Source organism: Kitasatospora sp. NPDC043950, assembly GCF_056435345.1.
In genome coordinates, this window is the sequence record NZ_JBWKER010000030.1 from 88,343 (window position 1) to 106,771 (window position 18,429).

Sequence of the window (18,429 nt, forward strand, 5' to 3'; positions counted from 1 at the left end):
CGGATGACGTCAAGGGCCCGCTGGGGCGAGTTCACCCGGACGCCGCGACGAGGATGACGCCGGGCCGGGGCGCCGGGACGCAGAGTGGAAAGTCTGAAAATAATCTCGCGAAAGGGACGTGGCAGTGTGCGCAAGAGCCGGAGCGGGCCTCAGGGTGGGATCCGTCCTGGGCGGCCTGATGCTGACGGCGTGTTCGACCCCCGCCCCGCATGCCGTGGACGGCAGCGGCGGAGAGCCCCGCGGCAGTGCGGTGGTCATCGCGGCTGATCAGGAGGCCGGGCGGGCACCCGTGCCGGGTGGTCCGCCGCTCGCTGCGGCCGACCCGGGGCCCGGGCAGACCGACCCGGGGTCCGGGCAGGCCGGCGTTCGGGGCAGTGCGCTGATCGTCGCGGTCGATCAGGCGTCCCGGCAGGTTCTCGTCCTGGACGGCGAGACGGCGCGGGAGGCCGAACCCGAGGCCGACCAGTTACCGGTGGTGTGGTCGTGGACCGCTGACGGCGACGATCGGCTGGCCGACCTGGAGCCGGCCCGCAGCTGGGCCAGGCCCACCGAGGCCAGGGACGTGGTGCTCGACGGTGAAGGCTCCCTCCTGGTCACCGCCTCGGGTGGCCTGGCAGCCCTGGTCGACACGGCGACCGGCACGCCGATCTGGGCCACGGACCTCGGCACCTCCGTCAACCCCCACAGCGCGGAGCTCCTACCGGACGGCAACGTCGCCGTGGTCGCCAGCACCGGTGGATGGGTGCGGCTGTACGCGGCCTCGGAGGGGCCTCGCAGCACCACCTATACCGAGCAGGAACTCGACGGGGCCCACGCCGTGCAGTGGGACGAGGGCGCGGAGCTGCTCTGGGTGCTCGGGGACGACACCCTGCTGGCCCTCCGGGTCGGTGGCACGCCCGACATCCCCTCCCTCACCCCCGAACGCAGCGTCCCCCTTCCGGAAGTCGGGGGACACGACCTCGCACCTGTGCGCTCCGTGCCGGGGACGTTCTGGGTCAGCACCGGCGACCGCCTGTGGCGCTACGACTCACACCTCGACCGCTTCGAAGCCGTCGGGCTGGGCGCGGAGGACTCGGCCCGCGGGATCAAGAGCGTGGGCAGTGAGCCCGTCACCGGTCGCCTGCTCACCGTCACGCCCGATCACGCGGGGCCCTGCTCCTGGTGCACCTCCGCCGTCACCTTCCACCACCCCGACGGGACGCTCGCCCTGACCGGAACCGAGCTGTACAAGGCCCGCTGGTGGACCACGCCGCTTCCTGGTCTGGGCCCGACGAACCGACCCCGGTAGCGCGGTCCTCCGGCAGCCGCGGGCCACGCTCGACGCCGAGGCGGGGCCTGCGGCGTCCTCGCCGTCGCGGCGGCCGACGCGGGCGCCCGACCTGGCGGCAGTCCGACCCGCGGCAGTCGCCGTGGTCGTGCCGCGGGTGTGCGGGTCCTCAGCTCCGCGGCTCCTCAGCTGATGTACACGGCGGCCCCGCCCCGGCTTGCCACGCCTCGCCCGTGTCAGCGGGGGAGAGCGGACTTCACCAGGTCGTTCGCTGAAATGAGCCCCAGCCCCGGGACGGCGTCCCGCAGCACCTTCACGGCCCGGACCGGGTCCAGCACGGGGTCGACGTCCGCCGCGGACAGGATCCGGCTCGCCCACCGGCGGACACGCTCCTCGTCCGCCACGATCATCTGGCGATCCACCACACGCAGGGCTGCCTCCAACCCGGGTCGCTCCGCCGCGCCCGCCGTCTGTATTTCCGCCAGGAGCTCGGCGCGGACGTCGTCCAGGTCGTGCAGGACCACGACGGGGTGTGTGTTGTTGGTGAACACGCGAGTTCTCCGATCAGAGCACGAAGCAGAGCACGAAGCAGGGCAGGAAGCAGAGCGGGAAGCAGGGCAGGAGGCGGGCGACTGCTTGGTGGGCTCTCGTGTCAGACCTGTCGCCGGCTTCCCGTGGATTCCAACCTAAACCACCATGCGAACCTCCCGCTGCTGCGCCAGTGGCAGACTCCCTCGCCACGGAAACGGCCAGATCATCCGCACCACCGCGAGGTCGGTCCCGGCGAACTGATGTTCCATCAGTCCGCGAGTCCCATATCCTCGCGTACGAGGGGAGGCCAACGGACCGTCATGACCGCCTCCCGCCTCCGCACACCGCCGTCGCACCGCTGCGCGACACGAATCCACTCGAACGAACCACGCCGTCAGCCGTGCAGGCCTTGGTCCGGCGTGCGCCGTGCGACGCCTCGTCCCGCCGCCGTCACCTTCGTCGACCACGTCGCCGACGTCCTGGGCGAGTCCTCCACCAGCGATGAGCCCGCGACCCCGGATGCCGCCACGCTGTCGCCCGGGCGCCTCGCCGAGCCTCTGCGACCACCATGTACTGGAGATTCCGATGCCCGCCCCCGGACCGACGACCAACGCCCCGCCGGTGAACGGGATACCGCCCGGGCGTCCGTTCTCCTGGCGATTCACCACCCCGTTGTTCGTCGGTTCGGCGCTCAACCCGATCAACAGCTCGCTGATCGCCACGGCCCTCGTACCGATCGCCCACGGACTCGGCGTGTCGATCGGGCAGACCGCCGCGCTGGTCACGGCCCTGTACCTGGCCAGCGCGATCGCCCAGCCCACCGCGGGCAAGGCCGCCGACGTGTTCGGCCCACGACGGGTGTTCCTGGCCGGAATCGGACTCGTCATCGTCGGAGGACTCATGGGCGGCGCCGCCGACAGTCTTCCGATCCTCCTGATCAGCCGAGTACTGATCGGGTCGGGCACCTCGTGCGCCTATCCGACGGCCATGCTGCTGATCCGCCGCCGCGCCGAGGACGCCGGTCTGGACAAGCCGCCGGGCGGAGTGCTGGGCGGCCTGCAGATCGCCGGCATCGCCACCGCCTCGCTCGGGCTGCCCCTGGGCGGTGTTCTGGTGGCCACGCTGGGCTGGCGATCCGTGTTCTTCATCAACGTTCCGGTCGCACTCGTCGCGCTGGTCACGACAGTGGCCTGGGTCCCACCCGACAGCCCACCCGACAGCCCACCCGACAGCCCACCCGACAGCCCGCCCGACAGCCCACCGGACCGCAGTCGACGCGCCCGTGACGTCGCGGCCGCCCTGGATGCCATCGGCATCGCCGGGTTCGCCGCCGCGATGATCACGCTGCTGCTGTTCCTGTTCGCCCTGCCCGACGCCCACTGGTACCTGCTGGCGATCTCCGCCGTGCTGTGGATCGCCCTGGTGCTGTGGGAGCTGCGAGCCGGCACCCCGTTCCTCGACCTGCGCCTGCTCGCCGGCAACCGGGCCCTGACCAGCACCTATCTTCGCTACGGCCTGGTCCTGGTCTGCGCGTACGTGGTGCTCTACGGCGTCACCCAGTGGGCCCAGAGCGTCCGGGGCCTGTCCGGGACCGAAGCCGGACTGCTCCTGTTGCCCATGACGCTCATGTCCGGCCTGGTGATCTCGCTCGTCTCCCGGCACAACCCGGTGCGCGGACCGGTCATAGCAGCGGCCCTGGCCTGCCTCATCGGATCCGCCGGCGTACTGCTGCTCAGCACCTCGGGCTGGATCGGATGGGTCGTGGTGGTCACGCTCATCTTCGGCGTCGCCATGGGCACGTCCGGCGCGGGCAACCAGACCGCCCTCTACGAACACGCCCCCGCCGAACAACTCGGCACCGCCTCCGGCCTGCTGCGCACCTTCGGCTACCTCGGCTCGATCGTCGCTTCCGCAATCACCGGCATCGTCTTCCGCACCCACGTCTCCGACCGCGGCATGCACCTCATCGCCTGGATCATGGTCGGCGTCGGTGTCGTCCTGGTCCTGACGACCCTCGCCGACCGCACCCTGCGTACCCGGCCCGCCCCCTGAGCAGGTACCTGTGCTCCATGGCCCCACAGGTTCGCTCGACTGTGTGTGGGGAGCCGAGGTGTTTCGGGAAGACGTCGTCGACCCGGCCACCTGCGAATGTGAACGGGGGAGTGGGTTCAACGCCTCTTTGCTGCGGGGGTGTTTCGTTCCCATGTACATATGCCCAGATCACTGGCGTCGCGCACCAGTCGTACACAGACTCGCATCTGCACGATCGTGCACCCGGCTCTCGCCCCAGAAGGTTTCTACCTGCATGCGTACCTCCTCCAGACCCGACGTTCCCCAGGCGCACCCGCCGCACCTGGTGGGGAGGTGCCGTCCGTGCTCCGGTACGTGACACGCAGGGCGGCGGGCTGGTTCCTGGTGATCGCCATGGCCACCAACGCCACATACTTCCTCGCCAGTTGGTTCCTCGACCCGCGCTCGAACTTCAAGGAACTGCGTCCGGTCCGCACCGAGGAGCAGATATCCCGGGCCCTGGCCCCCTACAACCTCGACCCGCACGAGCCGCTGCTCCACCGCTGGTGGGACTGGCTGACCAGCGTGGTCCTGCACTTCGACTGGGGCCGCTCCCCGGTCGGGGTCCAGGTGAACGGGGAGATCGGCTACCGCTCCCTCGTCAGCGCCGAACTGGTGATCGGCGCGACGGTCCTGTCGGTCGTCGTCGGTGTCGCCCTCGCGGTCCACACCGCCTCGCGCCAGTACGGCTGGAGGGACCGGGCAGCCCAGGCCCTCTCCATGGCGCTGTTCAACGTCCCGGTGTCCATCGCCGCCCTCGCCCTGGTGCTGCTGGCCATCCGGCTGAACGAGCAGGCCGGTTGGCACTTCCTGTACGTCGCGGGGGAGAACTCGCCCGGCGTGGAAGGGTTCTGGGCGACGGTCGGTGACCGGCTGCTGCACCTGATCCTGCCGACGCTGACGCTCACCCTGACGGGCTACGTGGGCTACCACCTCACCCAGCGCTCCCTGCTGCTGGACGTCATCGGTTCCGACTTCGTGCGCACCGCCCGGGCCACCGGGCTCACCCGTGCCCAGGCGATCCGCCGGCACGCCCTGCGCACCGCCCTGATCCCCACCGCACAGTCCGTGGCCTTCAGCATCCCGGCCGTCTTCACCGGCGCGGTCCTCACGGAGACGATCTTCGGCTGGAACGGCATGGGCCAGTACTTCATCCAGACCATCGGCAAGAACGACGTGCACGGCACCGTGGCGACCGCCGCCTTCGCCGCCGCCCTGACCGCGATCGGTGCGATCCTCGCGGACATCGCCACCGTTCTCCTCGACCCGAGAGTGCGGGTGAGCTGAGATGGGCACCCCTGTGAGCCCCGACGCGACCTCCGAAGGCGTACTCGCAATCGCACCCGCGCGAGCCGCCGATCCGCCGCCCACCGGGCACGATGGGCGCGACAGGCATGACGTGCATGACGTGCATGACGTGCACGACGGGCACGACGGGCACTATCTGGGCCGTCGCCGTCTCTACCTACGGCGCTTCCTGCGCAACCGGATCGCCGTCGCCGGCGTGGCGATCTTCCTGCTGCTCGTGCTGTTCAGCGCGCTCGGCGACCTGTTCACCCCGTACGGCTACGCGGACGCCGACTTCTCGGCACTGACCCAGGCCCCCAGCGCCGAGCACTGGTTCGGCACCAACCAGGGCGGCAACGACGTCTACGCCGCCGCCGTGCACGGCCTCCAGCGCTCGCTCGTGATCGCGGTGAGCGTGTCCGTGCTGACCGTCGCCATCGCCGCGGTCGTGGGCGCGGGCGCGGCCTACTTCGGGGGCCGGGTGGAGAAGACCACCCTCGCCGTCATCCACTTCCTGCTGATCGTGCCCTCCTTCCTCATCCTCGCCCTGGTCTCGCACCGGCTGGCGGGCGACTGGCGGGTCCTCATCCTCGTGCTGACGGTGTTCGGCTGGATGTCCACCGCGCGCGTGGTCTGGTCGGTGTCCACGTCCCTGCGCGAGCGCGACTACGTGCGCGCCGCGGAGTACATGGGCGTGCGCCCCCTGCGCATCGTGGTGCGCCACATCATCCCGAACCTGGGCTCCCTGCTCATCGTCAACCTCACCCTGGGTGTGGTCTCCACCGTGCTCAGCGAGACCGCCCTGTCCTTCCTGGGCTTCGGCGTGCAGACCCCGGACGTGTCGCTGGGCACGATGCTCGCCGACGGCGCGGGCACCATCACCAGCGCCCCATGGCTCTTCGCCTTCCCCGCCGGGCTGACCGTCCTGCTCACTGTCTCGATGACCTTCGTCGGCGACGGCCTGCGCGACGCCCTCGACCCCACGTCCACCACCGGCGCGGCAGGAGGCCGACGATGACCCTCGCACCCGCCCACCACACCGGGCCCGTGGCCGGCTCCCCGGCCGGGCCCACCGAGCCCGCACCCGTCCTGTCCGTACGCGACCTGAGCGTCTCCTTCCCCTCCGAGGCCGGACCGGTGGAGGCCGTGCGCGGCATCGGCTTCGATCTGCTGCCAGGGCGCACCCTGGGCATCGTCGGCGAGTCCGGCTCCGGCAAGTCCGCCACCGCCCTCGCCGTCATGGGCCTGCTGCCGCCCACCGCGCGCCTCGGCGGCCGGATCCTGCTGGGCGGCCGCGACCTGGCGGCGATGGACGACAAGGGCCTCTCCCGGGTGCGCGGCAAGGACATCGGCATGGTCTTCCAGGACCCGATGTCCGCGCTCACGCCCATCTTCAGCGTCGGTCGGCTGCTCTCCCAGGCCCTGCGCGTGCACCGGGAACTGTCGAAGAAGGACGCGTGGGAGCAGGCGGTGGAACTGCTCGACCTGGTCGGCATCCCCGACCCGCGCGAACGCGCCAAGTCGTTCCCGCACGAGTTCTCCGGCGGCATGCGCCAACGCGTCGTCATCGCCCTGGCCATCGCCAACAAGCCCTCGGTCCTCGTCGCCGACGAGCCCACCACGGCGCTCGACGTCACCGTCCAGGCGCAGATCCTCGACGTGCTGCGCCTGGCCCAGCGCGAGACCGGCGCCGGCCTCGTCCTGATCACCCACGACCTGGGCGTGGTGGCGGGCCACGCCGACGACGTCGCCGTCATGTACGCCGGACGGATCGTCGAGCACGCGAGCGTCGACGAGCTCTTCCGCCGCCCCACGATGCCCTACACCGCCCGGCTGCTGGCCAGCGTCCCCACCGTGGACAGCGGCGTCGAACGGCCCCTGATCCCGGTCGGCGGCGAGCCGCCCTCCCTGGTCGGCCTGCCCGGCGGCTGCCCCTTCGCGCCCCGCTGCGCGGTGGCCCAGGACGTGTGCCGGACCACCGAACCGGACCTGACCGCGCCGGACTTGACCGCATCGGACTTGACCGCATCGGACTTGACCGTACCGGACCTGACCGCACCGGGCGGGCAGCGCGGCCGCGTCGCCTGCCACCGTGCGCGGGAGATCGCCGACGGAACCCTCGACCCGGCCGGGCGCGCCGCTGCCGTGCCGCCGTCCCGCGCCGGAGAGCGGACCGCGGGCGAGGTGGTCCTGCGCGTGGAGGACCTGGTCAAGACCTTCCCCGTCACCAAGGGGGCCCTCCTCAAACGCCGGGTCGGAACCCTGCACGCGGTCAACCACGTCAACTTCGAACTGCGCGCGGGCGAGACCCTGGGCCTGGTGGGGGAGTCCGGCAGCGGCAAGACCACCACGCTGCGCGAGGTGCTGCGGCTGCGCGCCCCCGAGGGCGGTCGCATCGAAGTGGCCGGCACCGACGTCGCCACGCTGCGGTCGGCGGCCCAGGTGCGCGAGCTGCGGCGCGACGTCCAGATCGTCCTCCAGGACCCGACGGACGCCCTGGACCCCCGCCTGACCGTCTTCGACCTGCTGGCCGAACCGCTCCAGGCCGCCGGTGCCGACCGGACGGCCATCCGGTCCCGGGTCACCCGTCTCCTGGACCTGGTGGGCCTGGACCGCGCCATGGGCGACCGCTTCCCCGCCGCCCTGTCCGGCGGCCAGCGCCAGCGCGTCGGCATCGCCCGCGCCCTGGCCCGCGAGCCGAAACTCCTGGTCCTGGACGAACCGCTGTCCGCGCTGGACGTCTCCGTGCAGGCCGAGATCATCAACCTGCTCGCCCGGCTGAAGCGCGAACTGGGCCTGGCATACCTGGTGGTGGCCCACGACCTGGCCGTGGTGCGCTACGTCTCCGACCGCATCGCGGTGATGTACCTCGGGCACATCGTCGAGTCCGGTGCCACCGAGGAGATCTTCGCCCGACCCCGGCACCCGTACACCCAGGCCCTGCTGTCGGCGATCCCGGTGCCCGACCCGGAGCGCGAGCGCCACCGCGAGCGCGTCGTCCTCGCGGGCGAGCAGCCCAGTGCCACCCGGCTGCCGGAGGGCTGTGTGTTCGTCGACCGCTGCCCGCTGTACCGGGAGGCCGACGAGAGCGTACGGACCCGCTGCCGCACCGAGCGGCCGGCGACCGTCGGCGCCCCGGACGGCTCCGACCACCAGTACGCCTGCCACGCGGTCTGACACCCGCCCCGTCCCACCCCCTTCTCACCGATTCCCACCAAGGACAACCCATGCGCCGGAAGCTCGCCCTACCCCTCGCGCTCGCCGCGGCCGTCTTGGTCGCCGCCACCGCGTGCTCCTCCCCGTCCTCCTCCTCGTCCTCCTCCTCGTCTGCCTCCGGCGGATCCCCCGGCGGATCCCCCGGCGGATCCCCCGGCGGATCCTCCGGGCCGAACGCCGAGAACGCCGCCAAGATCGCGTCCTCGGTCACCGACTACAACCCCCAGCCGTACGAGAACATCAAGGACGGCGGCACCTACACCACCGCGGGGACCTTCGACGAGCAGGGCAACCCCTTCAACGTCAACGGCACCCTGAACTCCTCGCGGATCTGGTCCTGGTACAACGCCCACGCCATCACCTACTCGCCCACCGGCGAGGTCCAGTACAACCCGGACTACTACAGCGACGTGAAGGTCTCGGTCGAGGGCGGCGACCAGAAGGTCGTCATCACCCTCAACCCCAAGGCCGTCTTCAACGATGGCACCCCCATCGACTGGCGGGCCATCGAAGCCACCTGGAAGGCCAACAACGGCTCGGACAAGGACTACGCGGCCTCCTCCACCGACGGCTACGACCGCATCACCTCCGTCACCCGGGGCGCCGACGACAAGCAGGCGGTCATCACCTTCAAGGGCGTCAACGCCTCCTGGTCCGCGCTGTTCACCACCTTCCTGCACCCCCAGGCCGCCACCGTCGACAACTTCAACAAGGCGTACGTCAAGACGGCCCACCCCGAATGGGGCACCGGACCGTACACCGTGGGCACCTGGGACGAGCACTCCGGCAACATCACCTTCGTGCGCAACCCCAACTGGTGGGGCCGGCCGGGCAAGCTCGACAAGCGCGTCTACGTCAACCTGGAGAGCGCCGCCTCGATCAACGCCTTCAAGAACGGCGAACTCGACTACGCCCCCGTCGGGACCGCGGAGAACCTCAAGCAGGTGAGGACGGTCAAGGACGCCGAGATCCGCAGCGGCGGCAGCCCCTTCGAGTACGCGCTGTACCTCAACGCCAAGTCCCCGTTCCTCGGTGACGTCCAGGTCCGCAAGGCGGTGCAGGAGAGCATCGACCGTCCGCAGATCACGAAGATCCGGTTCCAGGGCCTCGACTACACGGAGCCGCTGCCCGGCTCGGCGGTGCTCTACAGCTTCCAGCAGGGCTACCAGGACAACGTCGCCGCTGTCCTGAAGTACGACCCGCAGGAGGCGCGGAAGACCCTGGACGCGGCCGGCTGGAAGCCCGGAGCCGACGGCATCCGCGCCAAGGACGGCAAGCAACTCGAGCTCGGCTACACCGTGCTCGGCGACGACCCCATCGAGAAGGCCACCGCCGGAGCGCTCACCGCGATGCTCAAGGCCGTCGGCGTGAAGGTGAACGTCAACAAGGTCTCCGAGAACGACTTCTCCAAGGTGCTCAGCGACCGCCGCTTCGACCTGTTCATCTCCGGCAACCGCTCGACGGACCCCTTCGGCGCGCGGTACCTGTGCGACTTCTACTGCTCGGACCGCGACTCCAACATCACCGGAGCCGGAACTCCCGAGCTGGACAAGGAGATCCGCGCCACCGGCGAGATCGCCGACCTCGGCCAGCAGGTCGCGGCCGTCAACAAGGTCGAGCAGAAGGCCCTCCAGCAGTACGCCTTCCTGCCGCTCTACAGCGGCCCCTCCACCTACGGCATCAGGAAGGGCCTCGCCAACGTCGGTGCCACCATCTTCTACAGCCCGCTGCCCGAGACCATCGGCTGGCAGAAGTAGCACCGGTGTTTCGGCGCCCCTGCGGGGCCCGCTCGTGAGCAGCACCATTTGACGAGCAGGGCCGAGGACGCCGCGGCCCAGCAGCTCGCCGCCGCCCCCGGGCGGGAGCGCCCGGGGACCGTCGCGCCTCAACGCCGGTCGCGCGCCTCCGGGCGGACGGCGCCGGGGGTGTGGAGCGGTGGCCGGGTGTCCGTCCCGCGTGGTGGAGAAGGGGGGGATCTGCACCACGGGACGGGGGAGCGGGTACGGGCGGGGGCCGGGACCAAGCGTGGGGCGCGCGGCCCGTCCGTGGGCGTGGGTGCGGGTGTGCAGGGAACGCTCCGCCGGCCGGCGTGAGGTGTGGACCGGCCGGCGGGGGAGGGTGATCAGGCCTGCGAGCGGCGGCGCGAGGCGACGACCGCGCCGGCGCCCAGCACGACGGCCGCGCCGGCGGCGGCGCCGAGCTGCCCGAGCGGGGCGGTCGAGCCGGTGGCGGCCAGCGAGCCACCGGCGGTGCTCCGGCCGTCCGTGGTGGCGGTGGTCGTCGTCGCGGTGGTCGTCGTGCCGCCGGCGGCCGAGACGGGGGCGACCGTGGCGTCGGGGGTCACGGTGGTGACCGCCCGGGTGGTACCGGAGCCGCTCCGCGAGGTCTCCGTAGCGGTCTCGGCAGTGGTCTTCGCGGCGGCCTGGTCCTTGGCCCGGGCGGTGAACTGGCCCTCCTTCAGGAAGGCCCGGACCTCCCCGATGCCGCCGTCGAGCGCGGCGAGGCCGGCCTTGCGGACCTCGGGCCCCCCGGCCTCGACGAGCTGCGAGACGTGGATCCGGTCGTCGCTCGCCCGCAGCGGCTCCAGCTGCGTCTTCAGGAAGTTCTCGACGTCCGCCGCGCTGCCGGCGAGCGCCTTCTCGGCCGCCTCCCGGACGTGGCGGCCGGTGCCCGCGTCGGCGAGGACGTCCTGGACCTTGGCGCGGTTCTCGTCCTCCGCCCGGGCGACGTACTGGCCGGTCTTCAGGAAGGCGCGGACGTCCTCGACGGTGCCGGACATCGCGGCGTTGGCGGCCTTCTTCACCGCCGGGCCGCCGTGGGACATGATCTGGCTGAGCAGGACCCGGTCGTCGTGCTCGGCGGCCGTCTTCAGCCCCGTGTCGAGGAAGCGCTCGACATCCGCGGCGGTTCCCGCCAGTGCCTGCTGGGCGCCCTCGCGCACACCCGGTCCGCTGTTCGGGTCGTCGAGGAGCTGCTGCAGCTTGGCGCGGTTCTCGTCCTCGGTCCGGGCCGTGTACTGGCCGACGTTCAGGTAGGCGCGGAACACGTCGAGGTCGTTCGAGCCGAACGCGGCGTTGGCGGCCTTCGTGACGGCCGGGCCGGCGGCGTTCATGGTCCGCAGGATCGCGATCCGCGCGTCGTCCCGGCGGATCCTGTCCGCCTCCACCGCGAGGAAGTGCGCCCGGTCCGCGGGGGTGCCGGCGAGGGCCTGGCCCGCGTGCTCGCGCAGGTAGTCGCTCGGAGCCGTGAGCAGGTAGTCGTTCGGGTAGACGAGCAGCCTCTCGATCGCCGCCCGGTTCTCCTCGTCCGCCTTGGTCTCGGCCGGGTCGGTCTGCTCCTGCCCCGTCGGGACGGTGTCGGCGAACGCCGGGGCGGCGCCCAGGGCGACGGGCGCGGCGGCTGCGGCGAGGAGGACGGCAGCGAGCGAATGACGGATCTTCAACGGTCCCCCGGGATCTGCAACACGGATGAGCCAGTCGCGGCCTCGCGACGGTCGGCCGAGTGATCGTATAGCAACGGTACCCCCCGCTGGCGAACACATTTCCGTCACGTCCCACGCTTCGGCTTCGTCGCGCACCGCCTGGTCACACCAGCCGGGAGAGCTGCCCGGGGTCCCCGTCCCTACCCGTTCGGGACGCCGTCCCGGTCCGCGCCGTCCACACCCCGGGCCCGGCACACCCGCCGCCCGCTCCGCACCGGCCCGGTCGGTGCGGAGCGGGCGGGGCGGGCCGGCGGGATCTCAGCGCAGTCGACTGAACCAGCGCACGATGGCGGCGGTGCCGGCGACGTTGGAGCCGAGGTGTCTGGAACCCGCGAAGTCGGGGGTGCCGAGGTCGACGACCGCCGCGTTCACGCCGTGCGATCGCAGCGTGGCCTCGCAGTGGTCGGTGTTGGCGTTGGCCGCCTGCTCGTCCGCGTCGGCCGCGTACAAGCGGACCGGGACGCGTGGTGCCCAGTCGCAGGTGCTGTCGGCTACCCGAAGTGCCTTGGCCAGTCGGCTGGTTGGGTGGCGCAGCATCTCGAAGCCGTGTGGGGTGAGCAGTGCGTCGATGGTGTCGGGTGTGCCGGCGAAGAGTTGCGGGCCGGTGTGTGAACCGTCGAACAGCACCTCGACCGTGCTGTCGTACGGGGCCTGGAAGACCTCGCCGGGGGAGTCGTAGAGACGGTGCAGCCGGTTCCAGGCGACGAGGAGGTACGCCGAGTACAGCACACTTGATTTCGGGTCGAGAGAGCCGTCGAGCAGCGCCGGCAGCTCGGCGTGCCGGAAGTCGTAGGCGCCGCTGACCGGCGCGACGGCTTGGAGCCGGAACCACCGGTCGTCGCCGGCCTGGAGTGCCCGTGCGAGTCCCATAGCCGCCGAGGCGCCCTGGGAGAACCCGGTGACCAGCACGTCGTGTCCCAGCGCCCGGCCCGTACGCGGGACGAAGGCGCGGGCTGCCCGGAGCATGTCCAGGGAGGCGGTGGTCTCCGAGGGCACGTCCATCCAGGGGTGGAGTCCCGGGCCGGCGCCCAGCCCGATGTAGTCCGGGGCGACGGCGGCGAACCCGGCGGACGCGTACGTGACGGCGGGTGAGGACACGAACCCGGCCTCGGCCGTGGAGGACGGGGCGTCGGACCGGTGACTGGTCGTGCCGTGGGTGAATGACACCGTCCGCAACTCGTGTTCGCCGCCACGGGGCAGCACCAGCAGTCCGCTGGCGGTGATCGGCCGGCCGCTGGGGTCCACGGTGCGGTACACCAGCCGGTAGGCGTCCACTCCGAACCGGACTGCACCCGCGTCATACCCGGCGGCGGCCAGCGCGGCGGTGACGTCCTCCTTCGCGGCCAGGGTGGTCGTCTGCTGAACGGAAACCAGCCGTCCGCGATCGCTTCGATGCACCGTGTCCGCCGAGGCGGCTCCCGTCGTCACAGCCGCGGTAGCCAGCACGGCCAGGACTGTTCGGACGTTCCGCCGGCCAAGCACGGGCCGTAGCGTGCCTGCTAAGTAGGTGGATTCCATGTCGCCGACGCTACGTACGGTCACCCTCGTGCCACAGCCCGGCCAGCGGGTGTATCCGTCCTGTGGCTAGCCCTACCGCGACACCGAAGAACTCGACCGGGAGGCCCACGCCCGCTTCGACCGCCCCGTCGACGAACTCTTCGGACCGAATCGCGCTGACAGTCCGGTTGTGGACATGTCTCCATGTCCGACCCCGGACAGTCCGGTGGGCGACAGCCGGAACATCTTCCGGCGCCGTCGGCGAGCGGAAAAGCTGGTGATCGCCGCCAGGGAGAACACCCCGGGACGGCAACCGGACGAGGCGCCAACCGCGAGGCGCCTGCCGGTACCGGACAGCCACACCATCAGCAGCGAAGGAGACCCGCCGTGATCCGCACCCGTATCGCCCAGGCCCTCGCGGTCGCCGCCATCGCCCTCACCGTCATCGCCTTCGCGCCCTCCGCCGCCACGGCCTCGGCCCCGGTCGGCGCCCCCGTTCCGACCGTGACTCTCGACAGCTTCGATTGGGGCGGCTGAGCCGGCCGTGGAGATCGTCTACGCCGGCCTGATCCCCCGACAGCCCGGCGAAGGCGTCCGGCCGAGCGGCGAGGCCGAGCCGAGCGACCCGAAGGCGGCCCGACGCCCCGCGCACCACCGGGGAGGTGCCGTCAACCTCGCCCGCCGGGAACGGAGGCGAGGCGGCCGAGCATCGCCATCACGGTGATCCGCGCGTCCTTGTCGTTCGTCACCGCACAGTGGGCATCGACGCCTCGCTCGTCCGGTGCTTCATCCGGCTCGGTCAGGCCCACCCGGACCAGGTCGACGGCGTACTCGCGGCACCGGGAGTAGTCCGCTACGGCGCGCACCGCCTCGACGTGGTCGATGCGGCCGGGATCCGCAGCGCGCAGCAGCGCGGGAGTGGGCAGCGGGCCCAGCACCTCCCCGATCCACCCCGCGACGGTCTCCCGGGGGCAGCCCCGCTCCAACCGCGAAGCGCTCGCCGCGGCGAGCGCCAGGTGAATGAGGAGCGACCCGAACCAGCTGGCGGCCTCGGCCGGAGGCGTGTCCGTGCCCGCCGGCGGCATCACGGCGCGGTACAGCGCAGCCGGGTCATCGGCGTGTGCGGCGGCGGCGACTGCCTTCACGGCGCTGCCGAGGGCAGCCTGGTCGATGGTCACGTCGGTGCTTCTTTCCATAGTCGGCAGCCGTCAACTTACCGCTCCGGCACGGTCGAAGGACCGTCAACCGCATCATTGTGTGGAATCAGCTCCGTCAGGCAGCGGTCGTCATCAGGTGGCTGTCGTGATCTGCTGTGCGGCTGCTGCTCGTGCAGCGGCCTCTTCCACCTGGCGTCGGCCGGATTCACCTCGGCTCCAGATGAATGCGCGCCGACGACGTGGCGCGTCGCTGCTCCGGTTCCGGAACTCCTCGACCGCGACGTTGCGGACAGCCGCCATCGGATGGTGCGGCCTGATGCTTCGGGGACGTCGGTGAGGCTGTCGAGTTGCTCGGCGCTTCGGTGCAGTTCGAACCCCCGGTGGCCGTGGCCGTCGCGGGTTCAGCATGGACCTCCCGGACCGCACTCTCGGGGACGGGCGGTCACGTTGACGATCGGCAACAGCGTCGCGGTGGCTGGGACGCCGGTCTGACGCGGCGTAGGCCCCGCTGGCGGTGCGCAGCGGCCTTCGGCCCGGGCCCTGGCCGAAGGCCGCCGGGTGCTACTGGGCGTTATCGGGGTCGGTGCGGTCGGTGCGGTCGGTGCGGTCGGTGCGGCCGGTCGCCGGGTTCCTGGGTGGGGAACTGTTGGCCCGCGCCCGGAAGGGCGGGCGCCGGATAGTTCGACACCTCGTACTTGGCCAGTTCGAGCTGCTCGGCGGTCGGGGGCAGCGCCGGGGCCTTGCACACGCCGCCGTTGAACTGGAAGGCCGAGGTCAGGTCCCCGAAGGCGTTGCGACGCCAGTCGGTGACGGTGGCCGACCGGACTCCGGTGAACCGTTCCAGGAACTGCAGCACCGAGGTGTGGTCGAAGGCCTCGCCGGCGACCCAGCCGCCCACCGTCCAGGGCGAGATGATGATGCACGGCACCCGGAAGCCGCCGCCGATCGGCAGACCGCCGACGAACTCGCCCGGCGTCGCGGCCGGGGGCACCGGTGGCGGCACGTGGTCGAACAGCCCGTCGTTCTCGTCGTAGTTGAGGATGAACACCGTCTTCGCCCAGACCTCGGGGTTCGAGGCGACCGCCTCGATCTTGGAGGCGACGTAGTCGGCACCGGCGGCGGGCAGGTAGTCCGGGTGCTCGGACTGGTAGCCGGTCGGCAGGATCCAGGAGACGGCGGGCAGCCGGTTGTTGCGCGCGTCGTCCTCGAAGGTGCCGGCCGGCCGGGCCGTCATGCCCTTGCGGTGCAGCGCGCTGCCGGGCGCGGCCTGCTGGAAGCTCTTGAAGAGCGAGAGCATGTTGGTGCCGTAGTTGTCGGCTTCCTGGTAGACCTGCCAGCTGACGCCGGCCGCCTCCAACTGTTCGGGGTAGGTCTTCCAGGTCAGCGGCTCGGGCGCCGAGTTGCTGATGATCGGGCCGCCCTGGCCGCCGTCGGCTCCGATCGAACCCGTCATCCAGTACAGCCGGTTGGGCCAGGTCGGTCCCTGGACCGAGCAGAAGTAGTTGTCGCAGATGGTGAACGACTCGGCCAGGGCGAACTGGAAGGGGATGTCCTCCCGGGTGTAGTACCCCATCACGTACGGGCCGTTGACGCCGTCGGCGGACCGGTGCGCGGACAGCCACCGGTCCATCTTCCCGCCGTTCCAGGCCCGGTGCTGCACCGACCAGGAGTGGCTGGTGGACGGGATCGCCTGCGCGCTCGTGGTGAGGGTGTCCAGGTGGAACGGCAGCAGGTAGCCGTCCGGGTTGACGCTGTCGGGCTGGTAGAACACCGAGCGCCCGTTGTCCAGCCGCAGCGCGTTCGGGTCCGCGAAGCCGCGGACACCGGCCAGCGTGCCGAAGTAGTGGTCGAAGGACCGGTTCTCCTGCATCAGCAGGACCACGTGCTGGACGTCCCGCAGCGAACCGGCCTTCGGTACCCCCGCCGCTACCGCTCGTTGGACACTCGGTGGCAGCAGGCTCATCGCCGCTGCCGCTCCCATCGCGCCGGCCGCCGATCCCAGCAGCCTCCGTCGGGTTATTCCGGACATCAGCCCCACCCTCTCCGTCGCGCCGGTGCGCGTGCGGGATGTCACCGCACCGGACCACCTGTGGCCTTCCCCCGGGAGCTTCGAGGCAGTGGAGACGGCGGATGAACAGCCAAGGAATGTCAGGTACCCGACAGGCACTGAAGGCGCCCCCGCACCACGCTGCTGACAGCTCCGAAGGGATGCCCGAACGCCGGGCGGGGGGCGGTCCGTACGCTGTTCGAAGCCGGACGATGAATCACAAGTTGTGGCGCTGTCGCGGATGGTGTAGACGCTACGGCGGAGGGGTCCACCCCGGGAACGGCCAGATCATCCAGTGGGAGGCCAGGGCCCGGAGGGGAGGTCCTGACAAGCCCCGAGGAAGTAGTCCACTCCTTCCTCGAACAGAGCGGTCTCGACGACTGCCTGTAGCGAGCCCTGAACCTCGACAGGAACCGGATGGTCGCTGGTCGTCATCCACTCGTCATCACCGAGCGCGAACAGGCCCCTGACCTTGAGGAACTGCTCTCGGGCCAGGGTGACGGACGAGCAGGGCCACTCGTCGGGACCGAATCCTTCCAGTGCCCACGAGAGGTCGCGGCCGTTCTCGAACGGATAGTCACTGTTCACCCACCGATCCTGTGGCGCTCCGCGTTCGGCCGACCTGAGTGATCCTCCCGACCAGCAACCCACCCTCGGTCGCCGAGGAAAGGCAACTCCGCCACTCCCCGCCACCGACCGCACAACTCGTGCCAGAACCCAAACTCATCAACATCACCAGACCGTGGTTTTGGGCGCCTCCCGAACCCGTCGACAAGTGACGTCACCACTGCCCGATAACGCCAGAAACGACAAGTTTGCGGAAGCGTTCAGCGAACGGAACTCCTGGAACGCATGAGACAGGTGGGCCTCCGGGGCACGGTCACCACGGTGACCTTCCTCCAGAGGCCGGCAAAGTCGGGTGGTGACCGCAGATTCCCGATCATTCGCCCGTCGTTCAGGAACAACGTGGACCACCGCTCACCTGGTTGCCGAGGCCCTGGTGCACGGGGTGGCGGCCGGGCAAGCTAGTTTGTCCGGGTGAGTCTCCTCGATGATGTGGCTGAGCGCGACGGCTGGCGATGCTGGGTGTGCGACGAACCGGTCGACCCCGACAAGTCGGTGAACGATCCCAGGGGGCCCAGCGTTGACAGCCGGACCGCCGACCGGAAGGCCAAGGTCGCCGAGCGGCTCGCGCACCGCGGGTGCAACACCCGCAAGGGCGCGGTCAAGGTGGTCATCGCCTGGCCGGACCGCCTGTACGTGGCCGAACCCGCGCCGCTGATCACCGTTGCCGCGAGGCTGGAGCGCAAGGGGGGCCGCGAGATGGTGGGCCGTTGTCCGACCAGGCAGGACGCCCAGGACGCGGCGGATTGGCTGGTGGACCGGTTCTCCCGACTGGCACCGGGGCTGCCGGTGACCGCCGACATCGAGCCGGGCGGCGGCCAGTTCCTCGTCATCCTGGCCACCGGCCGCCGCTGACCGGGGACCACCAGCGCACACTCGCGTCGAGCCGAACCGTCGACCCACATCGACCCGCCCTGACAAAGGCTGAGCCACGGGCGCGTGACGGGCTGCGACTGCTCGACCAGCGGGCGACCCAACCGAGCGAGCCACCCCCGCGCGTGCGGGGCCGACGCGCCACCGTGCGCTGCCAACGGCCGAACGATCTTGTCGCTGGCCTCCAGCGGTCGGCCGCGTCGTCAGCTGGCGGGGATCAGGATGTCCACGAGCGGGCGGGTCCGGTTGATCGCGCAAGGTGAATTTCGACCTCAGGACAGTTTTGAGGTGACCCCTGTGATGTGGACACTCTGATGGCGGATCTTGATGGTCCGGGAAGATGGTTCATATGGCAGGGCGGAAGTACACCCCGGAGTTC

At 71.0% G+C, this 18,429-nt stretch carries 14 protein-coding genes; 8 read left to right on the forward strand and 6 right to left on the reverse strand.

Annotated elements, in window-relative coordinates; all coding sequences use genetic code 11:
• The first annotated feature begins 154 nt into the window (after positions 1-154).
• Entirely contained in the window at positions 155-1,288 is a 1,134-nt protein-coding gene (locus AC07BF_RS21255; RefSeq protein ID WP_478333756.1) for a DUF6528 family protein, read from the forward strand.
• Positions 1,289-1,503: 215 nt separating this feature from the next.
• On the opposite strand, the gene AC07BF_RS21260 is transcribed toward AC07BF_RS21255, so the two are convergent.
• Positions 1,504-1,818: a hypothetical protein gene (locus AC07BF_RS21260; protein ID WP_363587105.1), complete on the reverse strand. Its 315-nt coding sequence runs from the start codon at positions 1,816-1,818 to the stop codon at positions 1,504-1,506.
• Between the two features lie 565 nt (positions 1,819-2,383).
• Here AC07BF_RS21260 and AC07BF_RS21265 point away from each other — a divergent pair.
• The 5 genes from AC07BF_RS21265 (at position 2,384) to AC07BF_RS21285 (ending at position 10,128) form a co-directional block, all read left to right on the forward strand.
• Positions 2,384-3,850, forward strand: coding sequence for an MFS transporter (locus tag AC07BF_RS21265; protein ID WP_478333757.1), 1,467 nt, complete (start codon positions 2,384-2,386; stop codon positions 3,848-3,850).
• A gap of 321 nt (positions 3,851-4,171) precedes the next feature.
• Positions 4,172-5,155, forward strand: coding sequence for an ABC transporter permease (locus AC07BF_RS21270; protein ID WP_363587103.1), 984 nt, complete (start codon positions 4,172-4,174; stop codon positions 5,153-5,155).
• A gap of 112 nt (positions 5,156-5,267) precedes the next feature.
• Positions 5,268-6,173: an ABC transporter permease gene (locus AC07BF_RS21275; protein ID WP_478333758.1), complete on the forward strand. Its 906-nt coding sequence runs from the start codon at positions 5,268-5,270 to the stop codon at positions 6,171-6,173.
• Positions 6,170-8,332, forward strand: coding sequence for a dipeptide ABC transporter ATP-binding protein (locus AC07BF_RS21280; protein WP_478333759.1), 2,163 nt, complete (start codon positions 6,170-6,172; stop codon positions 8,330-8,332). The genes AC07BF_RS21275 and AC07BF_RS21280 overlap by 4 nt, the downstream gene beginning before the upstream one ends.
• A 50-nt stretch (positions 8,333-8,382) precedes the next feature.
• A complete protein-coding gene (locus AC07BF_RS21285; protein WP_478333760.1) occupies positions 8,383-10,128 on the forward strand; it encodes an ABC transporter family substrate-binding protein in 1,746 nt (581 codons plus the stop codon).
• A gap of 365 nt (positions 10,129-10,493) precedes the next feature.
• Here the strand turns inward: AC07BF_RS21285 and AC07BF_RS21290 are convergent, their stop codons facing one another.
• Entirely contained in the window at positions 10,494-11,813 is a 1,320-nt protein-coding gene (locus AC07BF_RS21290) for an ALF repeat-containing protein (RefSeq protein ID WP_478333761.1), read from the reverse strand.
• A gap of 297 nt (positions 11,814-12,110) precedes the next feature.
• Positions 12,111-13,250, reverse strand: a complete 1,140-nt coding sequence (locus AC07BF_RS21295) for an alpha/beta hydrolase family protein (RefSeq protein ID WP_478333762.1) — start codon at positions 13,248-13,250, stop codon at positions 12,111-12,113.
• 486 nt (positions 13,251-13,736) lie between these two features.
• Here AC07BF_RS21295 and AC07BF_RS21300 point away from each other — a divergent pair, with 486 nt between their 5' ends.
• Positions 13,737-13,886, forward strand: a complete 150-nt coding sequence (locus tag AC07BF_RS21300) for a hypothetical protein (protein ID WP_478333763.1) — start codon at positions 13,737-13,739, stop codon at positions 13,884-13,886.
• A gap of 131 nt (positions 13,887-14,017) precedes the next feature.
• On the opposite strand, the gene AC07BF_RS21305 is transcribed toward AC07BF_RS21300, so the two are convergent.
• The 3 genes from AC07BF_RS21305 to AC07BF_RS21315 all read right to left on the reverse strand — a co-directional run bounded on the left by AC07BF_RS21305 (position 14,018) and on the right by AC07BF_RS21315 (position 17,141).
• Positions 14,018-14,527, reverse strand: a complete 510-nt coding sequence (locus AC07BF_RS21305) for a hypothetical protein (RefSeq protein WP_363623780.1) — start codon at positions 14,525-14,527, stop codon at positions 14,018-14,020.
• Positions 14,528-15,077: 550 nt separating this feature from the next.
• On the reverse strand, positions 15,078-16,535 hold the full coding sequence (locus AC07BF_RS21310) for an alkaline phosphatase family protein (protein WP_478333764.1): 1,458 nt from the start codon (positions 16,533-16,535) through the stop codon (positions 15,078-15,080).
• Between the two features lie 306 nt (positions 16,536-16,841).
• Positions 16,842-17,141, reverse strand: coding sequence for a hypothetical protein (locus AC07BF_RS21315; RefSeq protein WP_478333765.1), 300 nt, complete (start codon positions 17,139-17,141; stop codon positions 16,842-16,844).
• Positions 17,142-17,591: 450 nt separating this feature from the next.
• Between AC07BF_RS21315 and AC07BF_RS21320 the strand changes: the two genes are divergently transcribed.
• Positions 17,592-18,032 (forward strand): hypothetical protein, encoded by a 441-nt coding sequence (locus AC07BF_RS21320; protein WP_400806526.1) that lies wholly within the window; start codon positions 17,592-17,594, stop codon positions 18,030-18,032.
• The last annotated feature ends 397 nt before the right edge of the window (positions 18,033-18,429 follow it).